The 18,159-nt window shown below is 53.3% G+C and carries 8 protein-coding genes and 1 pseudogene; 7 read left to right on the top strand and 2 right to left on the bottom strand.

Features of this window, described 5'->3' with window-relative positions:
• Window positions 1-5 precede the first annotated feature (5 nt).
• From NQ505_RS06865 to NQ505_RS06835, 7 genes are all read left to right on the top strand, one after another.
• Window positions 6-4,022 carry a hypothetical protein gene (locus NQ505_RS06865; protein ID WP_005932379.1) on the top strand — a complete coding sequence of 1,339 codons (4,017 nt, stop codon included), beginning with the start codon at window positions 6-8 and terminating at the stop codon, window positions 4,020-4,022.
• A 26-nt stretch (window positions 4,023-4,048) separates the two neighbouring features.
• Window positions 4,049-10,786 carry a hypothetical protein gene (locus tag NQ505_RS06860; protein ID WP_009001026.1) on the top strand — a complete coding sequence of 2,246 codons (6,738 nt, stop codon included), beginning with the start codon at window positions 4,049-4,051 and terminating at the stop codon, window positions 10,784-10,786.
• A 516-nt stretch (window positions 10,787-11,302) separates the two neighbouring features.
• Window positions 11,303-12,607, top strand: a complete 1,305-nt coding sequence (locus NQ505_RS06855) for a reverse transcriptase domain-containing protein (protein WP_004326023.1) — start codon at window positions 11,303-11,305, stop codon at window positions 12,605-12,607.
• Window positions 12,604-13,089, top strand: coding sequence for a hypothetical protein (locus tag NQ505_RS06850; protein ID WP_004326022.1), 486 nt, complete (start codon window positions 12,604-12,606; stop codon window positions 13,087-13,089). The genes NQ505_RS06855 and NQ505_RS06850 overlap by 4 nt, the downstream gene beginning before the upstream one ends.
• A gap of 179 nt (window positions 13,090-13,268) precedes the next feature.
• Window positions 13,269-13,511, top strand: coding sequence for a hypothetical protein (locus NQ505_RS06845; RefSeq protein WP_004326021.1), 243 nt, complete (start codon window positions 13,269-13,271; stop codon window positions 13,509-13,511).
• A gap of 72 nt (window positions 13,512-13,583) precedes the next feature.
• Window positions 13,584-14,228 carry a thymidylate synthase gene (locus NQ505_RS06840; RefSeq protein ID WP_004326020.1) on the top strand — a complete coding sequence of 215 codons (645 nt, stop codon included), beginning with the start codon at window positions 13,584-13,586 and terminating at the stop codon, window positions 14,226-14,228.
• A 95-nt stretch (window positions 14,229-14,323) separates the two neighbouring features.
• On the top strand, window positions 14,324-15,178 hold the full coding sequence (locus tag NQ505_RS06835) for a DNA adenine methylase (RefSeq protein ID WP_004326018.1): 855 nt from the start codon (window positions 14,324-14,326) through the stop codon (window positions 15,176-15,178).
• Between the two features lie 213 nt (window positions 15,179-15,391).
• On the opposite strand, the pseudogene NQ505_RS06830 reads toward NQ505_RS06835, so the two are convergent.
• Together NQ505_RS06830 and argS are read right to left on the bottom strand one after the other, a co-directional pair.
• Window positions 15,392-16,261 (bottom strand): annotated as a pseudogene (locus tag NQ505_RS06830) (low temperature requirement protein A); the annotation flags it as partial.
• Window positions 16,262-16,322: 61 nt separating this feature from the next.
• Entirely contained in the window at window positions 16,323-18,140 is a 1,818-nt protein-coding gene (gene argS / locus NQ505_RS06825; protein WP_009001028.1) for an arginine--tRNA ligase, read from the bottom strand.
• Between the last annotated feature and the right edge of the window lie 19 nt (window positions 18,141-18,159).

Genomic DNA, 18,159 nt, shown 5'->3' with positions numbered 1-18,159 from the left:
CAGACATGCTGACCATCTATGACAGCAACGGCAACAGACGGACCGATATCGAGGCGGGCGACAGCTCCACCCAGGTGAAGGAGGTGCAGGGTGACAATGTCCTGACACTCTCTTTCACGCATTACGAATATATCGCCCTGGACGTGAATGACCGGGTGGACTTTGAGGGTGAGCGCTACTGGCTGACCGAACGGTACATCCCGAAGCAGAAGAGCGGCCAGGAGTGGGTATATGATTTGAAGTTTTACGGTATCGAGAGCCTGGTGAGACGTTTTCTTGTGCTGGAGACCACCGACGGGAACACCGAGCCTGTGTTCACGCTGACAGCGACTCCGCGTGAACACGTGGCCATGATCGTGAAGTGTATCAATGACGGAATGAACCACACCACCGACTGGAAAGTGGGGCGGGTGGACGGTACGGACCTTATCGTCATCGATTACGAGGGGAAGTACTGCAACGAAGCCCTGAAAGAGATAGCCGAAGCGGTCGGCGGGCAGGCTGAATGGTGGGTGGAAGGCCAGACCGTGAACGTGTGCCGGTGTGAGCATGGCGAGGAAATAACGCTGGGCTACGGGAAGGGACTGACCGGAATCGAACGCGACACGACGGGTACCGACAATTTTTATACCCGGTTGTTCCCGGTAGGCAGCACGCGGAACATAGATCCGTCAAAATACGGGCATAGCCGCCTGATGCTTCCGGGGGGCAGGCAATATGTCGAGATACATACGGAGGAGTACGGCATCTATGACCGTTACGAGCAAGACGCCTTCAGCGGCATTTATCCCCGCAGGATCGGGGCTGTCAGCAGTGTGCGCAGCGAAGATGTGAAAGATGACGACGGCAACCCTTTCACGGTCTATTATTTCAGGGACGACAGCCTGAATTTCGATCCGAACGATTACGAGCTGCCCGACGAGACCAAACGTGTATCGTTCCAGGACGGTGACCTTTCCGGACTGGGGCAGGGTGAGGACCACTATTTCGAGGTGAATTTCAACAGTGCCACCCGTGAGTTCGAGATTATTACGATATGGCCCTATGATGATGACACGCAACTCCCCGGCGGCAAACTTATTCCGAAATCCGGTGACCGTTATATTCTCTGGAATATCCGTATGCCGGACGAATATTACCCGCTTGCCGAGGAGGAGTTTCTTACGGCGGTGGAACAGTTCAATACCGAATGCTGGCAGGATCTTGCCGTTTACAAGGCCCCGACCGACCATGTGTGGATTGAGGAGAACGGTGTTTCCCTGTCCGTAGGCCGCCGTGTGAGACTTGAAAGCGAGGAGTATTTCCCCGAAACCGGTTATCGCAGCAGCCGCATCACGAAAATTACCCGGAAGGTGAACCAACCCGGGGAGATGGACATCGAGATCAGCGATGCCCTGCATAGTGGTGCGTTTGAACGGGTGAATGACAGTATCGGGGAACTGAAAAACTATACGAAGTCAAAGGCGGAGGGTGCCGCGCTTCCTGACATTATCCGTAGCTGGGACAAGACACTGCCTACGGACAACAATCTTTTTTCCGCGCGGAGAAGTCAGGCGGAACACATCAGCAAAAAAAAGAATGACCGTGCAAAGGGGAAGATCACCTTCGAAGCGGGAGCCTCTTTCGGACAGGAGGATAATGCGGGTATTGATGACAAGGGCAATGCCGAGTTGCTGACCCTTGTCGTGCGTGAGTTCCTTCGCAGCCCGAAATTCGTGGACGGTCTTTTCGGTGAGGGGTGGCGGCTGTGGATGGAGGACGCTTTGTCCCATCTTACCATCGACAAGCTGACGGTACGCCAGGTCATGGTAGTATTGGAGCTGCTTATCGAGAAGGTACGCAGCGTTGGCGGCCAGCTGTGCGTCAGCGCCGCCAACGGGAAAATAAAGACCGCCGTACTTGAGGACGGTTACTGGAGGATCACTTTCGAGCAGGACAACAGTTTCCAGGCCCATGACCTGATGCGCTGCGCCACGTTCAGCGGCGGGAACCTGAAAGGGTACTGGGTGGAGGTGGCCGGCGTGGAGGGTGACTCCATTCTCGTAAGTGAGGATGAATTTTCAGGTTCCCTTCCGGAGGCCGGTGACGAGTGCGTGCTGATGGGCAACACGGAGAACCCGCTGCGTCAGAACCTGATCCTGATCTCCGCCACCGAGGACGGTCAGCCCCGCGTGGACGTGATGGACGGGGTGAAGGCGAAGAACTTCACCGGCTGCCTTCGTGCGCGCCTGGGCAACCTGGACGGCATCAGCGATGACTGGTTCCCGGCTGACAACCAGCCGCACGGCAACGGCCTTTACAGCGACAACGCCTACCTGCGCGGGACTTTCCTTCTGGTGACCGGTGAGGACATCAAGACCAAGTTCGAGATCGTGGAGGGGCGCATCACCAGCGCGGTGACCGCCCTAAGGAACGACTTCGCCACGGAGAAGGGCTACCTGAACAACCCCGCCTTCGATGACGGGCTGGAGAAATGGAACACGGAGAACGAGACGGTGTTCTTCCTGGCAGGTAACAAATGGATCTGGGCGAACAACAACGTACTGACCAGAAAGGGCGACGGGGCGAGCGTGACGGTGGATGACGGGCGGACGGTGGTGCACATCCGTAACAAGTACATCCTCCAGAAACGGGCGAATTTGAAAAGCATCCCCTCCATGCCTGTGAACGGTGACGGGGAGAAGGAGGCCGTGCCGGTGTACCTTTCCTTCTTCTACCGCTGCGCAACCAAAGGGACTCTAAGAGTCCAGTTCCTGGACGTTGACAAGACGGGTTTCGCGAACTTCAACAGCCTGGAGGTGGAGGAGGAACTGTCTGCAACTGATGGTTACGTGCAGTACACCTGTAGCGGCCTCTGGAACGGTACCGGTGATTTCAAACTGTCCTTTACCGGTGACATCTACCTGTATATGCTCGTGCTGTCCACTGACAAGGTGGAGAGCCTTGCACACCGCTACCGGACGCTTTTCGAGCAGTCGGAGCGTCTGGTGAAGATAACGGCCGCCGTCTTTGACCGTGACGAGAATATGCTGGAAGAGACGGGGCTTGTGGTGAAGCCTGAAGGCGCGGGCATCTACGCCCAGGACGCGGACGGGAAACTGGCGCTTATCGGCGTGAGTGTGGACGGGACGGACGCTGACGGCAACAAGATCAGCGTGGTGAAGCTGACCGGTGACCGCGTCAAGCTGGAGGGCCTCGTGACGGCCAACGATAATTTCAAGATCCTGGAGGACGGGAGCATCGAGGCGAACGCGGGCACGTTCTCCGGGCATATCCGCACGAACTTCCACCTTGTGGAGTCGAGCGACGCCGTCCTGACCTCCTGCTCGGGCCGCGGCGAGGCCGGCTACCTGATCGGCCGTGAGCTGAGCCTGAAGGTGGACATGGCCGGTTCGTCGAACGGTGCGGACATCATCCTTCCGAACGACGTGCGTTATATCGGCTCGCGCGTAACCCTTTACAACGGCTGCCACCCTCCCTATACGCGTACGGTGGGCTCTATCCGCTACAGCTCCGTCCGTGTGGACGACGGCACGCTGCTCCGCGGTTCCAACGTGAACCTTAGCAGTGATTCGCTGCTTTCCTATTCCGACCCCTACAGGATCGACTGGATCAGCGGGATCATCGAGCTGGTCGGTACCCCCGAGCTGAACGGGAGAATCCTTGCGGACCTGGTTTCGTGGCGGGGAGCGTCGGCCGGTCCCCCCGCTTCCCCCTCGAGCGGATGGCTTTACTACGACACGAAAAGGAACCGCAACTACCTTTACTGGTACGGCGCGTGGGTGGAGTTCCCCGTTTACGGCGGCGCTTCCGATGATCTCCGCATCACGTGGAAGGGAGAGCTTTCTTCCGCTCCGGAGAACCCGGAGAGGAACTGGCTGTACGTCACCTCCGTGAACCGCTTCCTCCTGCTCTACACGGGCGAGGATTGGGAGGAGCCCGCCATCATTAACAGCCTGAACAAGTGCGGCTGGTGCATCCTTGGCTTCAGCGCGCTTTCATACCATTATTACAATGACTGACAACAATAAAAAAGGAGGAATAACTTATGGCACTTACAGAATCGGAGAAAACGGAACTTAAGAACGACATCCTGAACGCTATCAAGGCCGAGAGCCAGAGCGTTGATGAACTTGTGGAGGTCAGCTCCCTTGACAATATCAAAAGTCTCCCCGCCCTTCGCGGCAGTGAGCTGGTGAGTGCTCCGCTCACCCTTTTGCGTAAACCGGCCGATGATGCCGCTGCCACGGCGAATGCGTCTGCCACGAAAGCGGATAATGCTGCGGCTTTGGCGAATAAAGCTGCGGGTATGGCGTCTGATGCGGCCGGTACCGCCAATCAGGCTGCTGAAACTGCAAATTCCGCCGCGGCAGCGGCATCCGCGGCTGCGAAACAGGCGGAGGATGCCGCCGCCGGTGTGAACGACGGTTTGGTCGGTGGCATGACGGCCGTCCCTGATGAGGAGAACGACACGGTGAAACTCACCCTGCTGGGGAAGACCGGGACGGAGATTGCCTCCGTTGATATTCCCGGTGGTACGGGCGGTGGCGGTAACACGTATAATGTGACGGCGGAAGTCCCTTTGGAGAGCGGTTATTATGTCCTTTCCTCCGCGATCGGTGCCGTGGATGAGAAATACCGTTACAAGGGCCGTTGCATCACCTATGAAGTCTCGCAGGGCAAATGGGAGACCAAACAGTTCGTGGGGACAAGTCTGTCGAGCTGGGAGCAGGAGGCGAGCTGGGAGGACTTCGGCGGTGCCGGAACGATGAAGAGCCTGACGGTGAACGGCGAGAAGAAAGTTCCCGACAGCGAGGGCAACGTGGATCTGACCATCGACAAGCTGGAAGTGGACGAGAGCCTGGATGCCGACAGTACCAATCCCGTCCAGAACAAGACCGTCGCCGCCAAATTCCAGGAGGTGGAAGCCGGTACCGTGTTCGGCATGAGCGCGGAAGTGAGCGACGACGAGAGCAGTGTCCGCCTTGCGCTGACCAACAAGAGCGGGGCGGAGATCGCGAGCGTTGACATCCCGGCCGGCAGCGGTGGCGGCGGTGAGTCCTCCACCACCAAGATCGTGCTGCTTGCCGAGACCGACAAGAAAACCGTGAAGGAAGGCGGAGCGGTGAAACTTACCTATACCTATGACCACCAGGTTGCCGGCGGTGATGACAAGGGTAGCAGTACCGGACAGAAAGCGACCGTCACCATCCAGGTGAAGCGCGGGACGACCACCACTTATTCCTCCTCGCTGAAGGAAGTGAGCAAGGGTACCTATACCCTTGACCTGACCAAATACCTGCTGGTGGGCACGAGCGATATCTACGTCATTGCCGAGACTACCGATCCCACCACGGGCAAGGCGCAGAAGAAGCAGGCGTACGTGAGCGTGAAGAGCGTCACCCTGTCCCTTTCCTGCGGTTACAACCTGGCGGCCACCATCCAGAACGGCGGTTACGGTACCTATGATTCCGCGAGTATACCCTACGCCGTGAGCGGTACCGGCACGAAAACCGTCAGCCTGTACGTGGACGGTGTACAGCAGAACGCGCATACGGTCACCCGCAGCGGCACGACGAACGGCAGTTTCGAGGTTTCCATGACCGGCCTGTCCGTGGGGCGGCATACCGCCCAGCTGGTGGCCGAGATGGAAACTGACGACCTCACGCTGAAAAGCGAGAGCATCCATATCGACCTGCTGAAGGCCGGAACCGGCGCGCCCTTCATCGGTTTGAAGCTCATTCATGCCGACGGGCATGTCCTCGGACGGGACGAGCATCTGGAGCCGGTCCTTGAAGCCGGCCGCTACGAGAAGCTCACTTTCGACTGGGTGGCCTATGATCCCGACCGTGTGCCCGCTGAAGTGGAGTTCTGGAAAAACGGCGTCAAGAGCAGTACCGTGAGCGCTCCCCGCAGCATGATGACCTACAGTAACCGGTTTACCGAGGAAGGCACGCAGACGCTTGTCCTGAAAGCCGGTCCGACCGGGTACACTTTGCGCATCGACGTGGGTGAGAGCGGTATCGATATCAGCGAGGCCACCTACGGCCTGGCGGTCAAGCTTGACGCGGCGGGCCGCAGCAACGGGGAGAGTAACCCCGGAACATGGGAGTCGAACGGCGTGGAGACCACGTTCGAGGGTTTTGACTGGAGCAGCAACGGCTGGACGGGTGAGGCGCTGAAGCTGACCAACGGTGCGAAAGCCGTCATCGGCTACCGGCCCTTTGCCACCGATGTGAAAAGTACGGGGCTGACCATTGAACTGACCCTCCGGGTAAGCAATCCCACTGACAGCGATACCGCAGTTGTGGACTGTCTCGACAGTGGCAAGGGGCTTTATATCACCCCTTCGGAAACGAGTTTCAAGACCGGTGAGAAAGTGTCCTATACCAACGAGGACGACGAGCTGGTGGAGCGTGAGATCAAGCTGGGCACGAATTATGTGGAAGACCGGTGGATCAAGGTGGCCCTCATGGTGGGTACCCGCAATGAGAGCCGTCTGATGGAGCTTTATGTGGACGGCAACCGTACCGGTGCCGACATCTACGACAACGCCTTCAGCTTCCGCCAGGACAATCCGAAATATATCACCATTGACAGCGCCGGGGCGGACGTGGAGGTAAAGAGCGTGCGTATCTATACCCGCCGGTTGAGTGACGACGAGGAACTGGAGAACCGGATGGTGGACAGTGCGGACGGTGAGGAGATGATCGCGCTGTATGAGGAGAACGATATCCTGGGTGATACCGACACTGTGGATATGGACAAGCTGCGTGCCAAGGGCAAGGGGGTGCTGCGTATCGTGCGCCAGAACAAGCTCGATGACGTGTATGCCGAGAACAACAAGAAGACGGACTTTTCGGCGGATATCTTCTATTACTCCCCTTTCGGATCCGAATACGACTTCGTGCTTCGTGACTGTTATATCCGTATTCAGGGTACCAGTTCCACGAAATATCCGAGCAAGAACATCCGTATCTATATCAGCAAGGGCGGCACGAACCTTAGCTTCACCGTTGGCGGCAAGGAGCAGGCGGAAAAGAAATATCCCGTCCGTCCCGGTGGCATCGCCATGAACCTGATCTGTCTGAAGAGTGATTATTCCGACTCGTCCATGTCGCTGAACACAGGCGGTGCCAAACTGTTCAACGACGTGCTGAAGGAGATGGGGCTTCTCACCCCTCCGCAGCGTTACCAGTACGAGACGGGCGGCAGCGATTTGAACGCGGTCACCGTGCGTACCGCTATCGACGGTGTGCCTATCGACATGTTTGTGGCGGCTGCGGAGGACGGCGAGAACAACTATGTGGGGCAATACAACTTCAACAACGAGAAAAGCAAGAGCGGCGACCTGTTCGGCCTTAGTGGCGTGGAGGGTTACGATCCTGCCTGTCCCCTCACTCTGGAAATGCTGAACAATACCGAGGCCATGTGCCTTTTCAAGACCACAAGTGACGCTCATCTGGAGGAGGTGTTTGATGCCGGTGCCGAGACCAACGTTCCGGATGATGTGAAATGGGCGGGCCTTGACGAGTCGCAGCGTACGGCCGTGAAACGGCTGTACGCATGGATACGCTCGTGTGTTCCGGACGGTGCGACGAGCGCCGACCTCTCCACTTTTAAGAGCGAGAAGTTCAGGGACGAGATAAGTGACTATTTCGACAAGGCTTTCCTGCTGACGTATTACCTCTGGACGGACTATTTCCTTGCCGTTGACCAGCGTGCGAAGAACATGATGCTGCGCACGTGGGACGGCCTGATATGGTACATCACCTACTACGACGGTGATACCCAGATGGGAAAACGTAACGACTGTTTCCTGGTGTATGACTACACCACCGACCGCGACACTTATGACGCCGAGGCCGGGAAATATGCCTTTGAAGGCCGTGACAGCTGGCTTTGGAACCTCGTTCTGGCCAACCTGGACGCTGACCTGAAGACACAGGCGCAGGCTCTTCGCGGTGTACTTACCACCAGCCGTGTCCTGGACATGCTGAACGTGGAGCAGGCGGGCAACTGGTGCGACCGTGCCTATAACAAGAGCGGCGAGCTGAAGTACATCCTGCCCGCCACGCAGGAGATGTACGGCAAGGTGTGGCCGTTCATCTACGCCCTTCAGGGCAGTAACCGTGCGCACCGTGAATATTTCGTGCGTAATCGTTTCGCCCTTCTGGATGCTAAGTACGGCACGAGCAATTTCACCAGTGACAACATCGACCTCTATCTGGCACGTACGGCTGCTGACACCCCCGACGTGCTGAAGATTACGGCCAACGAGGTTTATGCTTTCGGCTACGGTACGAACAACAGCCCGAATATAGGGAATACCGGCATCATCAAGAAAGATGCGGCTGCGAGCCTTTCCATCACCGGTGCCTATACGGTGAACGATCCCTTGAGGGTTTATGGCGCGAGCCGTATGAAGGTGCTGGATATGAGCGGGGCCGCCGACCACCTGAAAAACGCTTTCGACCTGGGCAAATGTACCGTGCTGCGCGAACTGAACCTTCAAAGTTCCGGCAACGGCAGTACCGGCTGGTGGTTGAACATCGGCAACTGCAAGCAGCTACGTAAACTCAACCTTCGTAACCAGGCACAGGCGAAAACCGGGGGAAGTACCAGTACCGAGCTGGATTTGAGTGCGCAGACCAAGCTGGAAGAACTTGAGGCCCGCGGTACGCAGGTGCAGAGCGTGGTGCTAGCCAAGGGTTCTCCCGTGACGCTGCTCCACCTTCCCGGTACACTGACCAGCCTCCGTCTGGAATATCTGGGCAGACTGACCACCGGCGGGCTGACATTGGAAAGCTACAGCAAGGTGAAGACCTTCATCTTTGACAGTTGTCCAGGTATTGACTGGGAAACCCTGCTGGGCCGTTGCACGGGTGTGGAACGTATCAGAGTAACCGGTATTGACCGCGAGGATGACGGTACGTGGCTGGATAAGTTTGTCGGGATGGGCGGTGTGGATTCCGATGGCAACACTACGGACACGTGCGCCTTGGTGGGTACGGTACAGCTCACGCGCTACATTGATGACGATACGTACAGCGCTCTGAAGGCGCACTTCCCGGAACTGAATATCCGGCAGCCGGAATACACGATGATCGAGTTCGACGACGAGGTATCGGATGACGCGAACGTGAGCAACCTTGACAACGGTACCGGCTACAAGTATGACAACGCGTATGAGGTGAGCGGTCATATTTCCGCCATCCTGAAGCAGCGTCACCGTGTACTTGCTAAAGTGACTAAAAAAGCGACGACGCGGGGTGTGAACATGGCGAACGTTGATACCACGGTGAACAACCTGGACGGTGAGATGACCTACTACCCGCTGGACGACACGGACAGCAACAAGTACGCCGACGGCACGGCTGCCAGACTGGACGGCACTGAAGGTGACTGGATGATGTACGAGCCCTTCTTCTGGAGCAAGGGTATCAATGATTACCTGAACGGCAAGCATTACTCCTGTTACAGCAGTAACGGTTCGGATAACATGCCTTCCGTTCCGGATGCTGACGTCCTTACGCTTGACGACATTAAGGGCACGAGTGGCGGTTATCTTTCCGGTCGTAAGATCATGAGCGGAAAGGATACGCTTTCGAACAGCTACAGTACTGACAGTACGTATTCGGTATGCAAGGTGAACGTGGACGGTTACAAGCGTGTGCGTTTCCCGAGCGTTCCCGGTACAAGCCTTGTCGGAAGCATTTTCACAGACGATTCCGGCACGGTCATCAGTTCAATCGTCGTCCCTACCTTGAGCAACAAGTTCGAGGCCGGTATGTACCTGATTGCCGATGTTCCGGAGGGTGCCACTGCTCTTCACTTCTCCATTCTGAACACGGCAGAGTTCGATAAGGTTGTCCTTTCTAACAGTGACAGGATCGAGGATATGGAACCCGAATGGGTGCCTAATGACGAGCACTTGTGTGCCGTTGTGGGCAGCAGTGTTGTCGGTTCCAAACTTCGCGCCTGCATTACCGGCGGGAGCACTACGGCGAGCATGACCTGGGCTGATTTCCACTATTACAGTGTCCAGCGCGGTATGCAGCAGATTGATGCCCTTATGCACTCGCGCATCGCGAATCTTTTCTACGCGAAGTACGGTCGTCGTGACAGCCAGGAACAATGCGGCGCGGGCTCTCACACGAACAACCGTACTACGGGTGGTACTGCCAGCCGCGGTATGACGGACACGATCGGCTACGAGGAAGCCTCCTCAATCAACCCTAATGTGACGAACAGCCTGATAGAAAACTCCGTCCACCAGTATGCGTGGTACCGTGAGAAGGATGACTACGGCGGGGCCACGGTTACGCAGGTGAATAATATTTGCTGCCTTGGCTACGAGGACATCTATGGTCATAAATATGACATGATGGACGGCGTGGATCTTCCTAATGACACGGGCAATTCCGGGAAGTGGCGCATCTGGATGCCTGACGGCAGTACCCGCCTGGTTAAGGGTTCCGTGAGCTCCGGTATCTGGATTACCGCCGTGGCGCATGGCAAATATATGGACGTGATTCCGGTGGGTTCCGTTTCGGGTTCCTCCTCGACAAATTACTGCGACATCTACTACATATCCACTGCCTCCAGCCGTGTGGTCTATCGTGGCGGCTACAGCGCGAACCCGAATGGCGGTGTTTCGATGTCGTATGCGAGCAGCGATTCCTCGAGTACGAACACGTACATCGGTTCTCGTCTGGCCTTCCGCGGCCGGCTCGTTAAGGCGTCGAGCGCCGTGGCGTTTAAAGCGATAAGCGAGGTTGCATGATCGGCCGCGTAAAGCGTCAAAGCGGGAGCGAAGCGACAAAACATCCGGTGTTCCCCGAGCAGGGGAACGCCGTTCATTACGGGCGTCAGCCCGTCGAAAAATATTTTTTTGACGTCAGGTTTTGTATCTGTTTGTTAAATAATAATTTGAAAATAGTACTTTTGCATTTGAAAGGTGGCGCCTCCCCATAGGCCGTGTGGTCTATCGTGGCAACAACAACGCGAACCCGAATGGCGGTGTTTCGATGTCGAATGCGAACAACGATTCCTCGAATACGAACACGAACATCGGTTCTCGTCTGAACAACAATCGAAAGGAAATTTTAATCGGCGTACAACACCGGGGACTTGTCCCCACCGTGGTGCCGAGGGGGGCAAGCCGCAGTAACAGCGGTCCGTAAGGGCCGGAAAACTGAAAAATAAAGTGTCGGGTAGGGTTTGGTAGGCCGGAAACGGTTCGAAGAAGCCGGGCCCGGGGGATTGAAGGCCCCGTATTAAAAGCAATAAACAGTAATTTATGCGCAGGGTTGGGTATATCATCGAGGAGATCGTGGAGCCTTCCAACATGGAGGCTTCCTTCCGGCAGGTCCTTCGCGGCAGCAAGCGTAAACGCAGCCGCCAGGGGTGCTATCTGCTCGCGCATAAGCCCGAGGTGTTGGAGGAGCTGGTCGCGCAGATCGCATCCGGTACTTTCCGCGTGAAGGACTACCGTGAACGCGAGATCATCGAGGGCGGCAAGCTACGCCGCATTCAGGTGATCCCGATGAAGGACCGCATCGCCGTGCATGCCATCATGGCGGTGGTGGACCGCCATCTGCGGAAACGTTTCATCCGTACCACCTCCGCCAGTATCAAGAGACGGGGGATGCACGACCTCCTGGCGTATGTCCGCCGTGACATGGCCGAAGACCCTGATGGTACACGTTACTGTTACAAGTTTGACATCACCAAATTCTACGAGAGCGTGAAGCAGGATTTTGTGATGTATTGCGTCAGCCGGGTGTTCAAGGACGCAAAGCTCGTGACCATGCTGGAGAGCTTTATCCGCCTGATGCCTGAAGGTCTGAGTATCGGCCTGCGCAGCTCGCAGGGGCTGGGCAATTTGCTTTTGTCTGTGTATCTGGACCATTATCTGAAGGACAGGTATGCCGTGCGTCATTTCTACCGCTATTGTGATGACGGCGTCGTACTGGGTAAAACGAAAGCGGAACTGTGGAAGATTCGTGATGCCGTCCACGGGCGCATGGAGTGTGCCGGTCTCCTGGTGAAGGGGAACGAGCGCGTGTTCCCGCCGGGCGAGGGCATCGACTTTCTGGGGTATGTGACTTTCGGTGCGGACCATGTCCGCCTTCGCAAGCGCATCAAGCAGAAGTTCGCCCGAAAAATGCACGAGGTAAAATCGAGAAGGAGGAGGCGTGAGCTGATAGCGTCGTTCTACGGGATGGCCAAGCACGCCGACTGTCATACGTTGTTTAAAAAATTAACAGGCAAAGACATGAGATCATTTAAAGACTTGAACGTTTCCTACAAGCCGGAGGACGGCAAGAAACGTTTTCCCGGGGTGGTGGTAAGCATCCGGGAGCTGGTGAACTTACCGATTGTGGTGAAGGACTTCGAGACGGGCATCAAGACCGAACAGGGCGAGGACCGCTGTATCGTGGCCATTGAGATGAACGGTGAACCGAAAAAGTTCTTTACCAACAGCGAGGAGATGAAGAACATCCTCTTGCAAGTGAAGGATATGCCCGACGGCTTCCCGTTCGAGACCACCATCAAGACGGAAACCTTCGGCAAGGGTCGAACTAAATACATATTTACATGAAACGGGTAGAAGGAACATCCGGGATAAAACTGATCGAGTGCGTGAGCCCGGCACGCAACAGATGGCGCATCCGCTGGGATGTACAGGAACGTGAGGACGGATCCGCCTCCTACATGGAGGAAGGCTTTGTCGGCAGACCTCACATGGATACTATAAAGTCCGTCATTACAGACTGGTGTAATGAGCAAATTGACCGTGAGATACTTTCCGGTTTTCTCTATGAAGGTATGCCGGTATGGCTGTCAAGTGAAAACCAGTTCAATTATAAGGCAGCGTATGATCTGGCCGTACAGACTGGTGGTGCTACGCTTCCCGTGACATTCAAGTTCGGTACGGATGAGGTTCCCCAATATCGGGAGTTCGTCACACTGGAGGAACTGACCGATTTCTACACGAAAGCCATGAAGCATGTTCAGGACACGCTGTCTGACGGCTGGAGGAAGAAAGACGCTTTTGATCCGGAGAAGTACCGGGTGGAATAAATCCTTCGGGGGAGGATAAGAAAAAAGCCCCCGGCCTGTTAAAAAGTAACGCCAATCACTTTTATAAACATGAAACGCCAAACCGCGCGACCGGGGGCAAATACCCTCTGTCACGGTTTGACGTTTTTTTTGTTGTCTAAAAAATGATTGGCGATGCAAAGATATAATTTTTTTGTTGTATGAAAGTGATTGAGATATTAAACTTTAACCGGGAGCTGTTGAAAAGGCTTCAGGCGGCCGGCATCCGTCTGGAAGATGCCCGGTATATCGACCTGTACGCGGACTATACCCGCCTACTCGATCAAGGTGAAAAAGTCTCGTATGCTGTGGCCGTATTGTCCGAAAAGTATTCGGTGAGCGAACGTAAGGTTTATGCCTTGGTGAAACGATTCCAGAGCGACTGCAAGACGCTTGCAGTGTGAACGGGTTGTTTTATGTCGTAGGGAGTGCCGTTTCCCCTTATCTTTAGGGTGTTTCAAATTTAGAAGGAGGAAATGGCTATGAACAAGTATTACCGTATCCTGGACAAGATTCTTGCCACGGGAAAAACACAGACCAACAAGAAGGGAAATATACAATACCTTCTGAACGAGCAGCTGTCACTGACACCGGCGGACCTGCTTGACATATTCGAGGGGCATAATATCGCCCGCAAGAAGCTCCGCAGCGAGTTGCAGTTATTTATGCAGGGTGAGCGCAACGTGGAGAAGTACCGGGAGGCCGGCATCAACTGGTGGGACTATTGCGGCTCCATCCTGGTGAACAGTTACCCGACCTATTTCGAGAAGCTGCCTCCGTTGATAGCGAAAATTAACCGGGAGAGGCGCAACAGCAAGAACTACGTGCTTTTTCTGGGCGAAACCGGTGCCGAGAGCAACCAGGCACCCTGTTTGAGTCTGGTACAGTTCCAGTTAGATGGCGGTGAACTGGTTCTGTCCGCCTACCAGCGCAGCAGTGACGCAAACCTCGGGCTACCTTCCGATATTTACCACCTGTACCTGATGGCGCGGCAGATAGAACTTCCCTTGAAGTCGATCACTCTCTATCTGGGCAATGTACATATCTACGAGAATAATATCCCGGGCACCCGTGCGCTGATCGCCGGTGACGAGACGGTCCGCTTCGGGTTGAACGTGTAGTTTGCTGTATATGTCTTGCAGCGGGAACAGTTCATGTTTCCCGCTGTTTTTCGTTTATTCTGTGGACCTTTGCGGCCGTTTTAAAGCAGAATGAAATGAGAAAGATGTATTTGTCCGCCCCGCTTCCTTTCGTGGGGCAGAAACGCATGTTTGCGAGGGAATTTATCAAGGTGCTGGGACAGTTCCCGGACAGCACCGTGTTTGTGGACTTGTTTGGCGGCTCGGGCCTGCTGTCACATATTACCAAATGTGTCAGGCCTGATGCCACCGTTGTGTATAATGACTTCGACAACTACCGCTGCCGACTTGTAAATATCCCGGCCACCAATGTGCTGTTATCCGATTTGCGTCGGATAGCTGAAGGGGAACCCAGAAACAAACGTATAACCGGGGAGGTTCGCGATAAAATGTTTGCTCGTATTGAGAGGGAAGAAAAAGAGCACGGTTACGTGGATTATATCACGGTTTCCGCATCCTTGTTGTTCGCCATGAAATATGTGACCAGTTTGGAAGGAATGAAGAAAGAAGCCATCTACAATAGGATTCGGCAGACAGACTATCCCGAAGCAAAGGATTATCTGGAAGGACTGACTATAACCAGCGAAGACTACAAGGAAGTATTCAAACGTTACAAAGATGTTCCGGGTGTGGTGTTCCTGGTTGATCCGCCGTACCTCTCCACCGAGGTGGGTACTTACAAGATGTTCTGGCGTCTGGCTGACTATCTGGATGTACTAACCGTTCTGAAAGGGCATTCGTTCGTGTACTTCACCTCGAACAAGTCCTCCATTTTAGAACTGTGCGACTGGATGGACCGAAACCCATTTGTCGGCAGCCCATTCAAGGAATGCAGGAAAGTGGAGTTTAGTGCAAGCGTAAACTATCAAGCTAAATATACAGACATGATGCTGTACACGAAGCCGGATGAGGTGTCAGGTATAGCAGCCTAACAATTGCATAAAGATAGGAAATTATTTTGAATCTGCAATGGCTTTTAAATGATATTTTAAAGCCATTTAAAGAGGGTTCAAGTGAAAGAAAAACGGTGGGCTTTGATCATGCTGAATAGGACCGCGCTCACCGTTTTTCTTGTACGCGTCGTTTTTGTACTTTTTGAAACGCATCGTTTTTGTTAAGCGGCACGTCTGGTTTTTCCGGATTTACAATGCTCCCACCAGTACGATATGAATTGCATTATAAATCAGCCCCAGCTTTCCGGGATTTTTCACTTCCTGTATTTTCCGGCTACCGGCTTCACTGCTCACATCAAAGTAAACCCACCACATAGCCAAGCTACCAATGAAAGATATGACAGCAGAGATAATCACAAGAGGCGTCCATTCTTCTACTTCGCTCAAAGAAGCTCCCGTCATCAATAGAGTTTCTCCAAAAGCAATAATCACAAACAACTGACAACGTTCCACCAAATGATGCCCTTCAATAGTCCATTCCTTACTACTGTCCGAACGCCCCAGACGAGGTAAAGCAAATCCGTGCATTGGGGCTGTATAGTCACAGATAGCGGCTATAATCCACAATAGAATTTGCCATTCTCCCTGCAATATGGCACCCGTAACCCAAAAGACGGCAGATATACAGAACCAGCCCATAATTCGCTTAAAATTAGCAGCCAGATGATGATCGCCTAACACCCCGATAATATAAAGTGTTCTCCCTGCCTGTATCAGGACATAGCAGATAGCAAATATCAATCCCCGGTAAGTAAAGGCGTAAGGAATGGCAGCTGCCATCACCAGCCCTACCAGCATACTGATAAAAAGAAGAATACGTATCGGCCGGGTATCCGGGTTGAACCAGTTAGTCACCCAGATGGTATGTTGCCACAACATCCAGACTGCAAACCACAGGATTGTCTCTTTCAATAATCCTTCCCAAGTGAGATTATGAAGCAAATAATGTGAAAGTTGCGTGACCGAGAAAACATAAATCAGGTCAAACAGCAGTTCGGAATAAGAGACAGTAGCAGTTTCCGTTTCTCTCTTCCGAAGCAATGGATGGGGGGAGTAAAACATACGGGGTTCCTTTTATATATAAAAGAAACCCCGCAGAAGTCTATTTTGTTCAAAGAAAGTCTTACATTCTGGAAGGAACTTCGATACCCAGCAAATTCATTCCCAAGCGAACAACTTTAGCCACATTAGCAGACAGAGCGATACGGAATACTTTCACCGCCTCATTCTCTTCGCGCAGAATACTATAGTCATGATAGAACTGATTGTATTCTTTCACTAAGTCATAAGTATAATTGGCAATAATAGACGGGCTGTAATCTTCACCGGCTTGTTTTACAACAGCAGCAAAGTCAGCAACCATTTGAATCAATCCTTCTTCCTTTTCACTCAATTCAATACCAGTCGGAATCTGTTCAGGAATTACGATACCTGATTCGGCAGCTTTCCGAAGTACAGACTGGATACGTGCATAAGTATATTGAATAAACGGACCTGTATTACCATTGAAGTCGATAGATTCTTTCGGATTGAATGTCATATTCTTACGGGCATCGACTTTCAGAATGAAATATTTCAATGCTCCCAGACCCACAATACGGGCAATATCATCAGCTTCTTCCTGTGTCAAACCATCCAGTTTGCCAAGTTCTTGTGAAGTTTCTTTAGCAGTGGCAATCATTTCCTCCATTAAGTCGTCAGCATCAACTACCGTACCCTCACGGGATTTCATCTTACCTTCCGGCAGTTCCACCATTCCGTAAGAGAAGTGTACCAGACTCTTACCCCATTCGAAACCAAGTTTATCGAGCAAGATAGAAAGCACCTGGAAGTGATAGTTCTGTTCGTTACCTACTACATAAATCATCTTATTAATCGGGTAATCGGCAAAACGAAGTTTAGCCGTACCGATATCCTGAGTCATGTAGACAGAAGTACCGTCACCACGGAGAAGGAGTTTATGATCCAGTCCTTCGGCAGTCAGGTCGGCCCATACGGAACCATCCTCTTTCTTGTAGAAGAAACCTTTTTCCAGACCTTCCATTACCTTTTCTTTTCCTTCGAGGTAAGTATTGGATTCATAATAGATCTTGTCGAAGCTGACACCCATCTTCTTGTAGGTTTCGTCGAATCCGGCATATACCCAGTTGTTCATCATTTCCCACAATCCGCGTACTTCCGGATCACCGGCTTCCCACTTCACCAGCATTTCACGGGCTTCCTGCATCAATGGAGATTCAGATTCAGCCTTTGCTTTCGCTTCATCGTCACTCATTCCCTGCGCTGTAAATTTAGCCATCAGCTCCTTTACTTCCGCTTTATAATGCTTATCGAAAGATACATAATAATCGCCTACCAGGTGGTCACCCTTCTTACCCGAAGTTTCAGGAGTTTCACCGTTTCCGTATTTCTTCCATGCCAGCATGGACTTACAGATATGGATACCACGGTCGTTTACAATATTTGTTTTGACTACCTTATTGCCGTTTGCCGCTACAATGTTAGCCAATGCGTTGCCTAAAAGGTTATTCCGCACGTGTCCCAAGTGAAGCGGTTTGTTTGTATTCGGAGAAGAATACTCAATCATCACTAATGGAGAAGCGTCAGTGACCTGCACCAAGCCGTACTGTTCATCTGCCTGAATCTCGTTCAGCAGTTCAATCCATGTAGCCGATGCAATAGTCAGGTTCAAGAAGCCTTTTATCACATTAAACGCTGCTACAGCCGGATCGTTTGCCTTCAGATATTCACCGATTTCCTGTGCCGTTTGCTCTGGTCCTTTTTTTGACATCTTCAGGAAAGGAAATACCACCAACGTCAAATGTCCTTCAAATTCTTTCTTCGTTTTTTGCAACTGCACCATCTTTTCAGGGACTTCCTGACCGTAAAGTGCTTTGAGTCCGTTAAGAACGGACGCTACAAGTTTATCTTCTATCTTCATATTTACAATTATTTTCTGT

Origin of the sequence: Bacteroides sp. D2 (assembly GCF_025147085.1) — a bacterium.
Lineage (GTDB): Bacteria > Bacteroidota > Bacteroidia > Bacteroidales > Bacteroidaceae > Bacteroides.
The sequence above is the reverse complement of the archived record's forward strand: the minus strand, read 5'-3'. Positions and strand labels throughout refer to the sequence as shown.

What these genes read in the sequence shown, in the direction of transcription:
- NQ505_RS06865 (WP_005932379.1), top strand. Translation starts at nt 6, where the DNA reads ATGCTGACCATCTATGACAGCAACGGCAACAGACGGACCGATATCGAG.
- NQ505_RS06860 (WP_009001026.1), top strand. Translation starts at nt 4,049, where the DNA reads ATGGCACTTACAGAATCGGAGAAAACGGAACTTAAGAACGACATCCTG.
- NQ505_RS06855 (WP_004326023.1), top strand. Translation starts at nt 11,303, where the DNA reads ATGCGCAGGGTTGGGTATATCATCGAGGAGATCGTGGAGCCTTCCAAC.
- NQ505_RS06850 (WP_004326022.1), top strand. Translation starts at nt 12,604, where the DNA reads ATGAAACGGGTAGAAGGAACATCCGGGATAAAACTGATCGAGTGCGTG.
- NQ505_RS06845 (WP_004326021.1), top strand. Translation starts at nt 13,269, where the DNA reads ATGAAAGTGATTGAGATATTAAACTTTAACCGGGAGCTGTTGAAAAGG.
- NQ505_RS06840 (WP_004326020.1), top strand. Translation starts at nt 13,584, where the DNA reads ATGGCTATGAACAAGTATTACCGTATCCTGGACAAGATTCTTGCCACG.
- NQ505_RS06835 (WP_004326018.1), top strand. Translation starts at nt 14,324, where the DNA reads ATGAGAAAGATGTATTTGTCCGCCCCGCTTCCTTTCGTGGGGCAGAAA.
- argS (WP_009001028.1), bottom strand. Translation starts at nt 18,140, where the DNA reads ATGAAGATAGAAGATAAACTTGTAGCGTCCGTTCTTAACGGACTCAAA.